General features: G+C 44.9%; 14 protein-coding genes. 5 read left to right on the top strand and 9 right to left on the bottom strand.

Annotated elements, in window-relative coordinates; all coding sequences use genetic code 11:
• Window positions 1-195 precede the first annotated feature (195 nt).
• Window positions 196-513 (top strand): hypothetical protein, encoded by a 318-nt coding sequence (locus tag D0C16_RS10100; protein ID WP_151032269.1) that lies wholly within the window; start codon window positions 196-198, stop codon window positions 511-513.
• Window positions 514-594: 81 nt separating this feature from the next.
• Here D0C16_RS10100 and D0C16_RS10105 read toward each other — a convergent pair whose 3' ends face one another.
• The 8 genes from D0C16_RS10105 to D0C16_RS10135 all read right to left on the bottom strand — a co-directional run bounded on the left by D0C16_RS10105 (window position 595) and on the right by D0C16_RS10135 (window position 7,891).
• Entirely contained in the window at window positions 595-1,206 is a 612-nt protein-coding gene (locus D0C16_RS10105; protein WP_151032270.1) for a DUF6037 family protein, read from the bottom strand.
• Between the two features lie 136 nt (window positions 1,207-1,342).
• Entirely contained in the window at window positions 1,343-1,495 is a 153-nt protein-coding gene (locus D0C16_RS24010; RefSeq protein WP_191968684.1) for a hypothetical protein, read from the bottom strand.
• A 430-nt stretch (window positions 1,496-1,925) separates the two neighbouring features.
• Entirely contained in the window at window positions 1,926-2,738 is an 813-nt protein-coding gene (locus tag D0C16_RS10110; protein ID WP_151032271.1) for a hypothetical protein, read from the bottom strand.
• A 129-nt stretch (window positions 2,739-2,867) separates the two neighbouring features.
• Window positions 2,868-3,422 (bottom strand): hypothetical protein, encoded by a 555-nt coding sequence (locus D0C16_RS10115; protein WP_151032272.1) that lies wholly within the window; start codon window positions 3,420-3,422, stop codon window positions 2,868-2,870.
• Between the two features lie 264 nt (window positions 3,423-3,686).
• Window positions 3,687-4,085, bottom strand: a complete 399-nt coding sequence (locus D0C16_RS10120; protein ID WP_151032273.1) for a hypothetical protein — start codon at window positions 4,083-4,085, stop codon at window positions 3,687-3,689.
• 30 nt (window positions 4,086-4,115) lie between these two features.
• On the bottom strand, window positions 4,116-4,562 hold the full coding sequence (locus tag D0C16_RS10125; protein WP_151032274.1) for a hypothetical protein: 447 nt from the start codon (window positions 4,560-4,562) through the stop codon (window positions 4,116-4,118).
• A gap of 39 nt (window positions 4,563-4,601) precedes the next feature.
• Complete coding sequence (locus D0C16_RS10130; protein WP_151032275.1) at window positions 4,602-5,459, bottom strand: hypothetical protein; 858 nt, start codon at window positions 5,457-5,459, stop codon at window positions 4,602-4,604.
• Between the two features lie 218 nt (window positions 5,460-5,677).
• On the bottom strand, window positions 5,678-7,891 hold the full coding sequence (locus D0C16_RS10135) for an alpha-glucuronidase family glycosyl hydrolase (protein WP_225318974.1): 2,214 nt from the start codon (window positions 7,889-7,891) through the stop codon (window positions 5,678-5,680).
• Between the two features lie 157 nt (window positions 7,892-8,048).
• On the opposite strand from D0C16_RS10135, the gene D0C16_RS10140 reads away from it, so the two are divergent.
• The 3 genes from D0C16_RS10140 to D0C16_RS10150 all read left to right on the top strand — a co-directional run bounded on the left by D0C16_RS10140 (window position 8,049) and on the right by D0C16_RS10150 (window position 11,068).
• Window positions 8,049-8,963 carry a diguanylate cyclase gene (locus D0C16_RS10140; protein WP_191968685.1) on the top strand — a complete coding sequence of 305 codons (915 nt, stop codon included), beginning with the start codon at window positions 8,049-8,051 and terminating at the stop codon, window positions 8,961-8,963.
• A gap of 42 nt (window positions 8,964-9,005) precedes the next feature.
• On the top strand, window positions 9,006-10,142 hold the full coding sequence (locus D0C16_RS10145) for an endo-1,4-beta-xylanase (protein ID WP_151032276.1): 1,137 nt from the start codon (window positions 9,006-9,008) through the stop codon (window positions 10,140-10,142).
• 206 nt (window positions 10,143-10,348) lie between these two features.
• A complete protein-coding gene (locus tag D0C16_RS10150) occupies window positions 10,349-11,068 on the top strand; it encodes a hypothetical protein (RefSeq protein ID WP_151032277.1) in 720 nt (239 codons plus the stop codon).
• A gap of 82 nt (window positions 11,069-11,150) precedes the next feature.
• Here D0C16_RS10150 and D0C16_RS10155 read toward each other — a convergent pair whose 3' ends face one another.
• Window positions 11,151-12,242: an SGNH/GDSL hydrolase family protein gene (locus D0C16_RS10155; RefSeq protein ID WP_151032278.1), complete on the bottom strand. Its 1,092-nt coding sequence runs from the start codon at window positions 12,240-12,242 to the stop codon at window positions 11,151-11,153.
• A 263-nt stretch (window positions 12,243-12,505) separates the two neighbouring features.
• Between D0C16_RS10155 and D0C16_RS10160 the strand changes: the two genes are divergently transcribed.
• Entirely contained in the window at window positions 12,506-13,000 is a 495-nt protein-coding gene (locus tag D0C16_RS10160; RefSeq protein WP_151032279.1) for a hypothetical protein, read from the top strand.
• The last annotated feature ends 9 nt before the right edge of the window (window positions 13,001-13,009 follow it).

Raw genomic sequence — 13,009 nt, forward strand, 5'->3', positions numbered from 1 at the left:
CAAAGCCGGCACAGGATGCGATGAGCATTTTGTGTCCTCGTACAGCTATGCCTTTTGTTATGGCGGGCTGGGCGGGGCCACCTTCGGGTGGGCCGGTGTTGGTTTTGTGCCGGTGGTGAGAACCCCGTTCAGTCCGCCCCCATAAATCTCACCTTGTGGTGGTGGTTTAAACAAAACCTGTACGAGATTTTTATTATGGATAATGTTACTTCTCCCCTCGTTCCCCCCGCTACCTGCGTTATTAAACTCGATCAAAACCAATACACTTTTTTCCAACAATCCCGGCTGGAAATTCATTCGCCCGATGGCAAATTCCTCACCGCCATCGCCAAGCCCTTGCCGAGCAAAACGGATGATGATGCGATTTATCAGCTGTGGAGTCAGGCGTGTGTATTAGAGTTGTTGTTTGCGCAAGTTAACGAGCAAATAAAATTACCACCGCGCGCAATTAACAGCCTTGCCTATGTGCTGGGCAGGATTGATGGGCATCTTAGGAAACAGGGGGCGATGTAGAGAGGCAAAGGCGGCGGTTTGCCGCCTTTTGACATCACAGTCGCTTGTTATATTCAATGTTTTAACACCAATGACACATTTTTATCTGTTAGTAAAGCCCGCTATTATTTCAGCATCTATTTTTGCGTCATTGACATCAGTGGAATAACAGAAACTTATCGAAGAATCGCTCTCAAACTCCGAGTATAAGTTAGGTCTGAGCAATCTAGTTTTATTGTCATTAAAAGGGGTTCTTTTTTGACCTTCAGGATTTCTTTTAACCGCATAGCAATACAATTTATTTGGATCCTGACTATCACTTTTTGACAAAGATAAAATCATCGCTTGCTCAAGTTCTTGTGGTTTAACTAAATTCATTTGCGCTGGAATAAATTTGGAAAAATATTCATTAAACTGACTTAATAGGTTACCAAGGTTTTCCCCATATTCTATATTGAAAAATTCTCTTAATAGTTTTGCATCGACGAGAAAGCCATTAACATTTACTGGGGCAATTAGGCGCTCATCAATATTGTAGCGTTTCAATATTTCCACTTTCATGAGGGCGTATTGGGGCTTTTTTTCACCCTCCTCATACAACTTGGCTAACACGATGTAGTCATGATTTTTGAATTTGAATGGGAATGCATCAATAATCCAGCCCTTTTCAATCATATCCATTTTTAGGAGCTTGAAGTTTTCAAACACGCTCATCTTATTCACTCTTAGTTTTCGAAGTAAATTGTTAAAAACCTTATTCAAACCTAATTGTAATTTCAGTAGGTCTTTTTGCTTTGCAATTTTCTGGAAATATTTTCTCTATTCTCGTTAAGCTTTTAATTTCTACGTTTTATTCCCATGGCTCGCCAGCCATCCCCCGACCGGAACCACCAGCACCAGCGACCCTACCTATAAATTCCACATATATCGGCTCACGTATTTGTGCTTTTCTATGACGATACTCAGTTGAAATACCAGTATTGCCAATATCAGTGAAACTCATACCGCCACTCCCAGAACAAGAGAAGAACCCCCTTAGCTCCTCGTCATCAACTATATATCCAGAAAATTGGCTCCATTGCTCCGAATAGTACCTTTCGTGTAATAGATACATACCCGCGCCGGTAAAAACAACAAGAACCACGCATATTAAAATGTAATTTGAAATTTGGTTGATGTTCATTGATTCCTTAATATTGTATTCACCGCAGTTTGTAAGTAGCGGTAACCTAAACAGGTAAAGAAAGGACTAATCCTTGCAAGAAGCTGAAACACTAAAGCGAAAAAACCTAAGAAAGCCATAGTAAAAAACAAGTTATTTACCCTTAACTTTATCCTGGCGTCTTGGGATAGCCCTTTAGAATCCATTTCTTCGCTCATAGTATTTCATATCACTTTAGTTAATTGGCTTGTGCGCAACCTCAGCGCACCTACTAGCGTTTACTGACACATTGGCTCAACTTGTCTCGTGCGGCCAAGCCACCGGTCCAATCAATATCTGCAACAGTACGCCCATCCATTTCAACAGTAAAATGCTCTATATCCAGCATGGTGTTCAGCGCCGCATCTATGTTTGGCACGGTGAGGCCGATCGCGCCGGCTTGAATATTCGGAATGGAGAAATTCAACGCATTCACCGACTGCGGTGTGTATTTCGACTGTTTAAGGGTTACGGCTACCGTTTGCGTGTTCAATGGCCGAGGAATGTTCGTGCTAAAGAAGATCAACATACCCCCTTGATATGCCTTACCGGGCCCAACAATACTGACCGAGCTACCCTTTTTGCTCCAACTGGCAACGCAATTGTCGCCGGGCGCGGAATCTTTTTTACTTTGAAAAATTTTCCACTCGCCTTGCATGTAGGCTTTATGCGCAGGATGCCCTTCCAACAGTTTTTTCTCTTTTGCGTCATATTCCGCCAATTTCTTTTGGATTTCCAAAGTTCTGGCAGCCTGCTTTTCGTTTTCGATAGCAGTGCGGATGGCATCTTCACTGGGCGGAGCATTGGGGTCGGTAAAAATATTGCAGCCGTCGCATCTATAACCCGCATACCCACCTGCCGTAGACTCACCACCAGCGTTACTTCCTCCATTGTTAATTTCCACGCACAGAGGAACGGCGGCAACGCCATGGGAGCCACCTCCAACGCCGATTTGCTGTTCACCGGGCCCAGGGCCACTTGGGCAGGGATAGTTCGCCAATGCGGGTGGTGCGCTCACGCCAAGCGCTGCGAACACAAAAAACATATACATTTTCATCGTAGTTAAAAGCTCTGGAAACTCTTCAGGTTAAATCTCAACTTACCTACTGCCCACCTCCGCACGCGCACTCGGTAGCCACTTGCAAACCCCCAGCTACCCCAAGTGCCACTATAGTTACGAGGCCGGATTTAGTGTGGGAAAGGGAACATTTGAGATATCCGCGCAAAAATCATATTTGAATTCATATTCGCCCACATAGGCCAGAGCAATCTTTCCCGTCCAAATAACCCTGAAAAGATCCCCACCGTCAATTCGCTCAAATCTGAATTTATGCTTTGTTACGGCGTCATGCCCAAGCAAATAAATGCGAAAGGTAAAATCATCCCACTCATGCTCATCAAAATCGATGTGGGTATCTACCTCTACTTCAAAACCATCAAGAAATTCCTTATTGTAATCAGGCACCGCACACACTTTGAAACCTTGCGACTCATCGGTGGACACTGAGCACCGATGGAAATTACCCCACACGATGGGCGCCTCCCAATCACTTGCATACTCAGAATTCTCATCATCGTCGATATTCCTTTCCGAGTAATAATTTTCACTCTGCAGCTCAACCGCAAACCATACATCGCCGTTAATTTCTCTTGCGATTAGCTCAAATTTTTTAATCGGATGACCTTCTGGCCAAGGGTTCCCTTTAAAAAAGATTCTACCGTTCAACATACTCGCAACCTTAATAAATTATATTCAACCTAGTAATTGGCACATAGCTGTGCATCCCAGCCGCTTTTCAAAACCTAACAACGGTTAACCAATGGCTAGCCGCGACCTTACCTGAGTTAAGGGAAGTTAACCATGCTTTCCATAAAATTATCGCTGTGCGGGATTAACTGCCTTGTCTATGTACAAGGCAGGGCTGATGAGCGATTAGGAAAACACGGAATGCGTAGGGGATACCTGATGAAAGCGATAATGCAGGTCGTTCACTTATTTGGATTTTTTACAGCATTTACAAATCATATTATCATTCGGGTATTTTTTGGGTGGGATTAGGACCCAAAGTGATATTTTCTTTGCTATCCTTTCCCACTTAAGAGGTAGCTCTCCGCAATCATCTGTTATCTTTCCCTCGAGAACACGTAAGTGATCTGCAATTCTAGAAACCCACACCCAATTAGTAATTGAAACCAGCAATAGCAAAACCATTCCAAGCACCGCCAAACCAATAGCCCAAGGATCAAAACCTGTAGATTTTGTAGCAGGAAATGCAAATGCAACTACGGCTCCAAAATAACCGAGCTGGGTAAATGCAATACCTACTCTATCAACAACTTCTGTACGTAATGACTCATATTCTTTTATTAAAATCTCATTCTGGGTAGCCATAAATTTTCCTTTTAAACACCAAAAATACATTTACTTATCAATCAACGAAGTTGGCATTACTTTTCGACGTTCCAAATACACCTTCAATAACTCCGCGACTGGTCGATACATAATTAGAAACACAACGCATGCATCAACCACCGCATGTGTTTTAATCGCACCTTGAATCGTTAACCCTCGCACAGATAATTCCGTAATAAAAGGACCAATAGGACTGCTTTTCGCAGGAGCAAGATTGATCACAAGCAATTCCCTTAGAAAAATTGCTTCATTTACCATGGTGTATTGTCCATATGCAAAGGCTAAAAAGCCGATACTCGCTGCAACAGCCATTTTTATGCTTGTAAGGGTGTTTGATGTAACACCATATCCCGCACAAGCAATCGTTGCGGCAACATACATCATCCAAAGATTGGCTTCGTTTGCAGTGTTAGACGAGTAAAATTGTAGAAGTACATTGAGCGATTCAGCATCCATCTTTTTCCCCTATTTATTGAATGTGTTAGCTGCAAAATGCTAAACAAACTCCTCCCGCTCCACACTATATTTCCTCACCCCAAAGGTTCCCTCTGTTGTTAACCGATTAATTTCCGCGCGCAGTGTTTTTACGCGCTCGTGATATTTTGGTTCACCGAGGTTTAATAAGGCTTCGATAGGTATTGGACTTTGTAGCGCAGCAATGATGGCGGGGGTTTTGGCGCGGCCTTGGTGCCTTATGTCTGCCACCAAAAAGCAAACCGTGTCTAAGACACCATCCAGTTGGTATTGCGTGGCATAGGTCCGCATTTTATTTTTGAAGTGATTGATACCTATATCAATTTGCACGTCGCGGTTGGCTTTGTCGTTTTGCGCCCAGTGAACAAACTTGGCCGCTTGAATGACTTCGGTATCTTCAACTTCTTTTAGCGAGGGATTTAAATAATCCATTAATAATTCAGTCGATGTATCAGACTCTATTGGAATGGCGCCGTGGTCTGACATTTTACAAATTCTATTATTAACAATAGATAGATCAGGAAAATAGTCTTTCGCCAACGGTAACGCTAAAAGTTTTCGGAAGTAGACAACAAAATCACCGTTGGGAACATGAGCCGCGTATTGCAAAAATGAAAAGGTAAAATGAGCTTTGTCGTAAGTATTTAACGTATGAAACAGTGCACCTTCGGCAATCGCCGTCGGATGAATGAAGTCCGCCCAAAACCCATAAGTGTCGCGATACAGGTTCCTGTCGTATTTCTGAACGGCAGTGCCCTTTAGATTCATCAGGCCCTTATTTCCCTCATAAGAAACGCGACTGCCGATATAAAAGCGCTGGCCGTCGATTTTGCCAAAATATTGATTGCCGTTTTCAAGCGAAAAGCTAACTATTTTCATAGCCGTCTCCTCAGAGCCTTCTGATACTTATTCCAAGTAAATACAGGTTTCGACAAAAGCAATGCTTATATAACAGCGATATTTCTATGACTAATCTTGATAGAGGTGAGGTGGGTGCAAGTTAATGCAGATTAACGAATATGAACGAAAGAGTTACCCCCCAATTGGGGGGCAAATAACTTTTGATAGGGTTAATTCAGCGTTTAGGGGCGTGCGTTTTATTTCAGTACGCGACTGGAACTGGCGGGATGCCAAGGTTCGGGGACATAGCGCGTGCGCGCCAGGGTTTTATAGTATTCCAGATCATGCTTTGGTTGCTCATAACCCGTTGGAATCGGCTTGCCGGAAAACGTTTGGAAATAAAGGACACAGGAATCACGCCAGATCACAGCATCGCGTTCCTGCACTTTCAGTAAGGCTTTTACTTGTGCGAAACGTTCTGCATCAATAAAGGATTCGAGCGCATCCCACTCATGCTGCATGCTGCGCACCTGCTCTACCCCCTCGTAATATTTGTGGACCAATTCATCCCACAGACTACGACCGGATTGCATCTTGTGATCCCAACTTACGTGATGAAACCAGAGCAACAAATCTTCCGGTACTGTTTTTACATCAGCGTACTGTTTAGCAAGAATTTGTGGGTATTGTGCTACGGCATTGGAACCCGATTGCGTGCGATTAAAGCCAATGCCGTCTTTCGCGGCGCGATGGTAATAGGTTGCATTCCAATCGGCACGTTCCATAGTTGCCGTCCAGGGCGCAGGGCCATAATGATCGCCCTGGGAATACAAATGGGTTAACCCAAGTGGTGAACGATAATTAACGCCCGCTTCGCGCGAGCTCAACATCATTTTTTTTACCGGCTCAATAAATTTTTTATCGTTACTGAAAGTCATGCGCAACCATTCTTCTGCGGCAGCCTCTGCAGACATATGGTGATCCCACGCCATGCGACCAAACGCATACCAGCTGGATTGTATAAATGGATGACCGGTCCAGTTGCGATCAGTGCCCGGATTAATCACTGCCGCCATACCAGTGTGCTTTGTGCCCGCACGCTGAGTGTTAAATACTTTTCCTTCCAGAATGTTACCTATCGTCGAGCCTTCGCCTTTCGCATAGGTTTCAGTGCGCAGCGATTCCTCAAACAATGGCCCCTGATACGCAAGGTGTGTAGCAAAACCAAAATACTCTTGCGTGACCTGGAATTCCATCATCATGTTAGTTTTTTCCATCGCGGAAAATAGCGCGGAATAAGGTTCGCGCGGTTGAAAATCGATGGGGCCATTTTTCACTTGCAGGATAACGTTATCGGCAAATTTTCCATCCAGGGGTTTGAATTCATCGTAAGAACCACGGAAACGATCGCCAATATCCGGGTGATAGACGAATGCCCGCCAAAACACGACACCACCATAGGGCTTTAATGCGGCCGCGAGCATATTGGCACCATCGGCGTGATCGCGCTGGTAATCCTGCGGGCCGGGCTGGCCTTCTGAATTAGCCTTCACCAAGTAACCGCCAAAATCCGGAATGTATTCGTAGACTTTTTTGGTTCGCTCTTGCCACCATTTCGCAACGCGCGGATCAAGCGGATCGCCAGTTTCCAAATCGCCAAATAATCGCGGGGAATTGTAATTGATGGACAAATAAACCTTGATCCCGTACGGGCGAAATACATCGGCAAGCGCAGCAATTTTTTGCAGAAATTGATCGCTCAATACGCGTGGGTCTGCATTTACATTATTGATCACTGTACCGTTAATACCTAGCGAGGCATTGATGCGCGCATAATCCACATAACGTTGCGATTTATAGTCTGGCAATGTTCCCCAATCCCATAACGATAAACCAGCGTAACCGCGTTCAATCACCCGGTTCAAATTGTCCCAATGATTAATCACCCGGTGTTGCAACCTGGGCACACTGGTGTAGGAAATTTTTTTAATGGATTGTTGCGTTTGCAATAGGCGCAGCAACTGGAAACTACCGTAAAGCACACCCACGTCGGAATTAGCGGCAATAACGGTTACATCCCGCTTATTTATTTGCGTCTGCTCAATTAAGTAGCCTTCGTTGCCTAACACCGCCAAGCGCGTCGATAAATTCAACGAGGCTATTAACGGGGAGTTAGCTGGGGTGCCTATTACCAAGGCCTTGTTAGTAAGCTTTTTGCCAACGGCAATTGGCTTGGTCAACAACCCACCTAAACCGCGCTGCAGTTCGCTGGTTGCCGCCACCAGCACCGGAGAAGCTGCTTCCACCACTATGTCACCCAGCTGCTGCTGGTAGGCCTTGCGTAATTTAGGCTCCACCACTGGCGGGTAGCGCAGCCAAAGGTCATAACCATCTTCCGCTTGAACTGGCACTGTGAAAGTGAAAAAAAACGTTAAGAGAATGAATAGATTGCATTGAAATATGCGGCGCACGTGCTTCTCCCGTGGATTATTATCTATCTGCTGCTATCTTATAGTCATTGCAAATATAACACTGGTATACAAGAATACCCACTTAATAAGTGTAAAGGATGACGCGGCAATCAAGCATAACCAAGATCAACAGCACCTTCCTGTAGAGCCCTGTGAAATGATAAAAATAATCAGCCTATTTGTTTGCTTGTTCGCCAGCTGCCAACTCCTGGCGGCAGATAAAATCTTGCGGGTCAACGACTTCAGCGATCCCAATGCCAGCTATGCGATCAAAATGCTTAAGCTCGCAATAGCCCACAGCGACAACCCGAATTACCAGCTGGAAATCAGCCACGAAAATTTTACTCAAACCCGCACCAATGAAGAAGTTCGTAGTAAAGGATTGCTGGATGTCTGCTGGGCGTCTTCCGACAGCGATATCGAGGCACAGTTGCGCCCTATACGAATCCCTCTGTTCAAGGGCTTATTGGGCTACCGAATTTTCATTATTAATAAAAATGATCAAGCCAAATTTTCCCACGTAAAAACCCTGGAAGAATTAAAAAAGCTGACTATTGGTCAGGGGCGCACCTGGGCCGATGGCAGAATTTTGGAGGCAAATGGTTTTAACGTAATTAAAACCAATAAATACCCCAGTTTATTTTATATGGTGGAAGGCGGCCGCTTTGATGCCTTCCCGCGCGGCGTAAACGAACCATTTGGCGAACTGGAAACGCGCCCTAATATGGAACTGGCTGTAGAAAAAAGCTTGATGCTCTATTACCGCATGCCCTTCTATTTGTTTGTCGCACCGGATAATCAGTCACTGGCAAAAGACTTGGAAACCGGCTTTGCGCGTGCAATCGCGAATGGTGAATTTGACAAGGTTTTCTATGGCGATAAAGCCATTCAAGATGTCATGCAAAAGGCCAATATGAAAAATCGCAAATTGTTTAAATTGGATAATCCACTACTCTCTAAGGAAACGCCGGTGGATCGACCCGAACTCTGGTTCGATCCGCAAACGCTTTCCGATGCAGACCAACAAACAGCGGCGGCTGATCTCAATACCTCAGCCGCTAATAACAACTAGGCATAGATTTCGTTAACTATTATCAACCGAGGAATAATCACAATGCATATTTCACGCAGACACTTGTTGGCACTGGGCGGCAGTACTGCTGCGCTTATTGGTGCTGCCAAATTACAAGCCGCCCAAAAAGCGGCGGCGGCAACCGGGCTAAAAGAAGCTTATAAAGACGATTTCCTCATTGGGGCCGCCCTGAGCGTAAATATTATTCGCGCGCAAGATCCGAAATTGGTTGCGCTGATTAATAAAGACTTTAATTCGATCACGCCGGAAAATTGCATGAAATGGGGTGAGGTGCGTAATGAAGATGGCAGTTGGAAATGGCAAGACGCCGATGCGTTTATAGACTTCGGTAGCAAACATAATTTACATATGGTTGGCCACACATTGGGCTGGCACAGCCAGATTCCCGACAGTGTGTTTAAAAACAAAGATGGCAACTACATCTCTAAAGAAGAATTGGCGAAAAAGCAAAAGGAACACATCACCACGATTGTGGAACGCTACAAAGGCAAACTCGCTGCTTGGGATGTGGTCAATGAGGCAGTGGGTGATGATGGCAAAATGCGCGATAGCCATTGGTACAAAATTATGGGCGACGATTTTTTGCTAAATGCCTTTAATCTCGCTCATGAAGTAGACCCAAAAGCGCACCTGATGTACAACGACTACAACAATGAACGCGCCGATAAACGCAAAGCAACCCTGGAGATGCTGACGCGTTTGCAAAAACGCGGCGCGCCCATTCATGGTTTGGGCATGCAAGCACACGTGGGGCTGGAAACCAAAATGAAAGATTTTGAAGACAGCATACTCGCCTATTCCAAGTTGGGCTTAAAAATCCATCTCACCGAATTGGATATTGATGTATTACCCTCGGTATGGAATTTACCCGTTGCTGAAATCTCTACCCGCTTCGACTATAAACCTGAGCGCGATCCTTACATCAAAGGCTTGCCAAAAGATATCGATAAAAAGCTCGCAAAAGCCTATGAAACCCTGTTTAAGATTTTAATCAAGCATCGCGATAAAGTAGATCGCGTTACTTTCTGGGGTGTGAGCGACGATGCCAGCTGGCTGAACGACTTCCCCATCAAGGGCCGCACTAATTACCCACTCCTATTTGATCGCCAACAGCAACCCAAAAGCGCCTATTTCCGTTTGCTGGATCTGAAACGTTAATGACGAACCATGCCCACGCCGCTCAAACAGCGGCGCGGGTAACACCGTCCGTAGGCCAGTCACTTTACGACTCACAGACTGACAAATTTTGTCGCACTTTCTCCTGTCACCCCTCAAAAAATGCGTGCTATCGGCATTGGAATTGACTTCTTGTAACAAATATCTATTAATTGCAGCTCCTTTAATTTCAATACACGGAGTATGTAATGTCACAAACCAATCCTTATGAAGCCCCCGCGTCCGACCTCAATCAACCCTCTGCGGCAGGCGATCACCCGTTAAATCCCAATTGGCAAATTGGCTCAGTACTGTCAGAAGCCTGGGAGCTGACCAACGGTTTTAAAGCAACCATGTGGGGAGCATTTCTACTCTATATGGCCGTTGTATTTGGCGTTTCTATTGTTGGCGGTATAGTGACCGCCGGCGCAGCGGCACTATCAGCAACCACCTCAATTGTTCTGATGGTTGTGGTACAGCTTGCACAACTGTTGGTGAGCGCACCGCTCGGCGCTGGTCTTTTTATGATTGGAATCAAACGCGCCTCAGGCCAGCCTGTAAGCGCATTTATGGTATTTGACTATTTCCCCAAAACCCTGCCCTTGTTCTTTGCCTACTTGTTGATGATGGTGTTAATCGCCATTGGCTTCGTATTGTTGGTCATTCCCGGAATCTATTTGATGATTGCCTATGCACTCGCGTTGCCATTGTTAGTCAATAAAAATCTGGGAATTTGGGATGCGCTAGAGACCTCACGTAAAGGAATCACCCCTTGCTGGTTCCGCTTTTTCGGCTTTGGACTTCTTGCCATACTGATCGCTATTATTGCTTCATTGCCATTATTCATCGGCCTTATCTGGGTTTTACCTTGGCTATACGTTGCTGTTGGCATTATCTACCGCGATCTCTTTGGCGTGAACGTGAATTAATAACGCACTACCAAGCGCAATAAAAAAAGCCAAAGGAGGACTCCTTTGGCTTTTTTGTTTTCAGTTCGCAAGATTTGTACGCTTACCAATTCATTTTTTGTTTAATAAACGCGGTTAATTTTTCTGCATTGGCTTTATGTTGAGCAATGCGCGGGTGACCACCAAATCCGGTAAAGTCAAAAAATATAGTATCCAGTTTTTGATCGTTATTTTCCTTTTTCATACGCTCAACGGCGGCACTAATATAGCCAGGCCACTTGGGTGTCGCCGTTGCATCCATACTACCCAACGCGCAAATAATAAAAGCGTTCGGGTATTTGGCGCGAATACTACGCACGAAGTCGATATAAGCCTGCACGCGTTGTGCATCGGTGGGCACCGGTTGTAAGCGTTTTTCGCGATCAATCAACCAGGAATCGTTTTGCAATAAATTAACCACTACCAGATCCGGTGTCCACTGGGAAAAATCCCAACGACTATCATTGTTTCCCACCGCACTTAACTGGTCGTAAAACTGCGGCATAATAAATGGGAACCAACTGATCATAATGCCGATACCACTTTGCGAAATGGTGTGTAACTCAGCATTCAGGCTACGCGCCGTTATCGCGCCGTAAGCCCAGTAATTATTTTTTTCACTGAGCAAATGATCCATGCCATTATCGGCACCTTCATTACCCATTCCGGTGCTGATCGAATCACCATAAATTTCCATCCGCCGCGTAGGACGCGCAGGTGGCGCCAACAACTTGGCATTTTCATCCAGTAATAGTCCTTTAAATGCCGTCGCGCCTTCTTCACCTTCAGTACGTTTATAGATTTCCACACCGTGATTGCCCGCTTTCAATGCGGTACTGATCACATAGGTTTGCTCGCCCTTCTTCGCCTCCAATACATAGGGATGCTGAGTTTCGCCGTCGATAAAAATATTAAAGTAATTTTTCCCCAACTGGTCATCCAGCTTAATCGCCAGTGAGGTACCGGTGAAATTGGCTTTAATGCTAGTCCCTGCCCAGGAAACTTGCGGGGCCTTTTTATCAGAAAAATCCACGCGCCCGGTGTATAAATAATTGGAATTATCTGGCGATACTAACTGCGCAGCTTCGGTGGAGACTCCTAAAAAAATTAAATATGACGACAAGAGACATTGGGAAAAAAATTTTACACCACTCATCAAATTGCTCTCACTAAATTAAATACTCTCACTGACTGATGAAACAATACCAAATTAATTTTTTATTAATAAAAACAAAAGCTGAAAACTGCCTGATTGATCTCAAAAAATGAATCTGGAATCACTCGAATAATTCGCAAAGAAGATTTTGGCACATAAGCAATTATATGCAAATTGACAATTTGGCTTTTTGAAAACATCCTCATGCTCCCGAGGAAGTAGAGCTAGCTCGGGAACACTTTAATTTATAACGAGGACAAAAAATGAATTTTTCAAGAATGCTGAAGGCAATAGCTTTTCTGGGATTGATCACAACCGGATTTTCCGCATCTGCCGCACCCGTATCCTGTACATGGCAATACGCAGGCGGTGGCGGTGGCGGTGGCACCTGGGTAAATGCAGAAGTGTGCCTGCAATACCTCTATAATGGTTCGCAAATAGTTGGCGCAAACCACATAGCGACAAGAACAAAAACATTTTACAACGGTTACCTGCAACAGTGCGTTATTAGCACTGCCTCAGGCTACAGCTACTCCGGTAGCTGCGAATCGCCAAGCTTTTTCACTTCAACACCTGTAACTACCACTTCATCCAGCAGCTCATCATCAAGCTCTGCGCCTGCATCAGGAACAGTACTATTCTCAGGCTACTGCAATTACCTGGATAACAGCTGCATGGAAGGGAACGGCAGAAGATGCGGTGCAATGAACGGTAATTTTGTGGTTTCGAATTGGAACTATACCTGCACAGCAAAATAAAAATAGGGC

It is taken from the genome of Cellvibrio sp. KY-GH-1 (assembly GCF_008806975.1).
GTDB lineage: Bacteria > Pseudomonadota > Gammaproteobacteria > Pseudomonadales > Cellvibrionaceae > Cellvibrio.

Excerpts from the sequence above, each read along its gene's own strand:
- D0C16_RS10160 (WP_151032279.1), top strand. The coding sequence starts at position 12,506 with ATGAATTTTTCAAGAATGCTGAAGGCAATAGCTTTTCTGGGATTGATC.
- D0C16_RS10140 (WP_191968685.1), top strand. The coding sequence starts at position 8,049 with ATGATAAAAATAATCAGCCTATTTGTTTGCTTGTTCGCCAGCTGCCAA.
- D0C16_RS10100 (WP_151032269.1), top strand. The coding sequence starts at position 196 with ATGGATAATGTTACTTCTCCCCTCGTTCCCCCCGCTACCTGCGTTATT.
- D0C16_RS10155 (WP_151032278.1), bottom strand. The coding sequence starts at position 12,242 with ATGAGTGGTGTAAAATTTTTTTCCCAATGTCTCTTGTCGTCATATTTA.
- D0C16_RS10105 (WP_151032270.1), bottom strand. The coding sequence starts at position 1,206 with ATGAGCGTGTTTGAAAACTTCAAGCTCCTAAAAATGGATATGATTGAA.
- D0C16_RS10125 (WP_151032274.1), bottom strand. The coding sequence starts at position 4,562 with ATGGATGCTGAATCGCTCAATGTACTTCTACAATTTTACTCGTCTAAC.
- D0C16_RS10145 (WP_151032276.1), top strand. The coding sequence starts at position 9,006 with ATGCATATTTCACGCAGACACTTGTTGGCACTGGGCGGCAGTACTGCT.
- D0C16_RS10120 (WP_151032273.1), bottom strand. The coding sequence starts at position 4,085 with ATGGCTACCCAGAATGAGATTTTAATAAAAGAATATGAGTCATTACGT.
- D0C16_RS24010 (WP_191968684.1), bottom strand. The coding sequence starts at position 1,495 with ATGAGTTTCACTGATATTGGCAATACTGGTATTTCAACTGAGTATCGT.
- D0C16_RS10115 (WP_151032272.1), bottom strand. The coding sequence starts at position 3,422 with ATGTTGAACGGTAGAATCTTTTTTAAAGGGAACCCTTGGCCAGAAGGT.
- D0C16_RS10110 (WP_151032271.1), bottom strand. The coding sequence starts at position 2,738 with ATGTTTTTTGTGTTCGCAGCGCTTGGCGTGAGCGCACCACCCGCATTG.
- D0C16_RS10150 (WP_151032277.1), top strand. The coding sequence starts at position 10,349 with ATGTCACAAACCAATCCTTATGAAGCCCCCGCGTCCGACCTCAATCAA.
- D0C16_RS10130 (WP_151032275.1), bottom strand. The coding sequence starts at position 5,459 with ATGAAAATAGTTAGCTTTTCGCTTGAAAACGGCAATCAATATTTTGGC.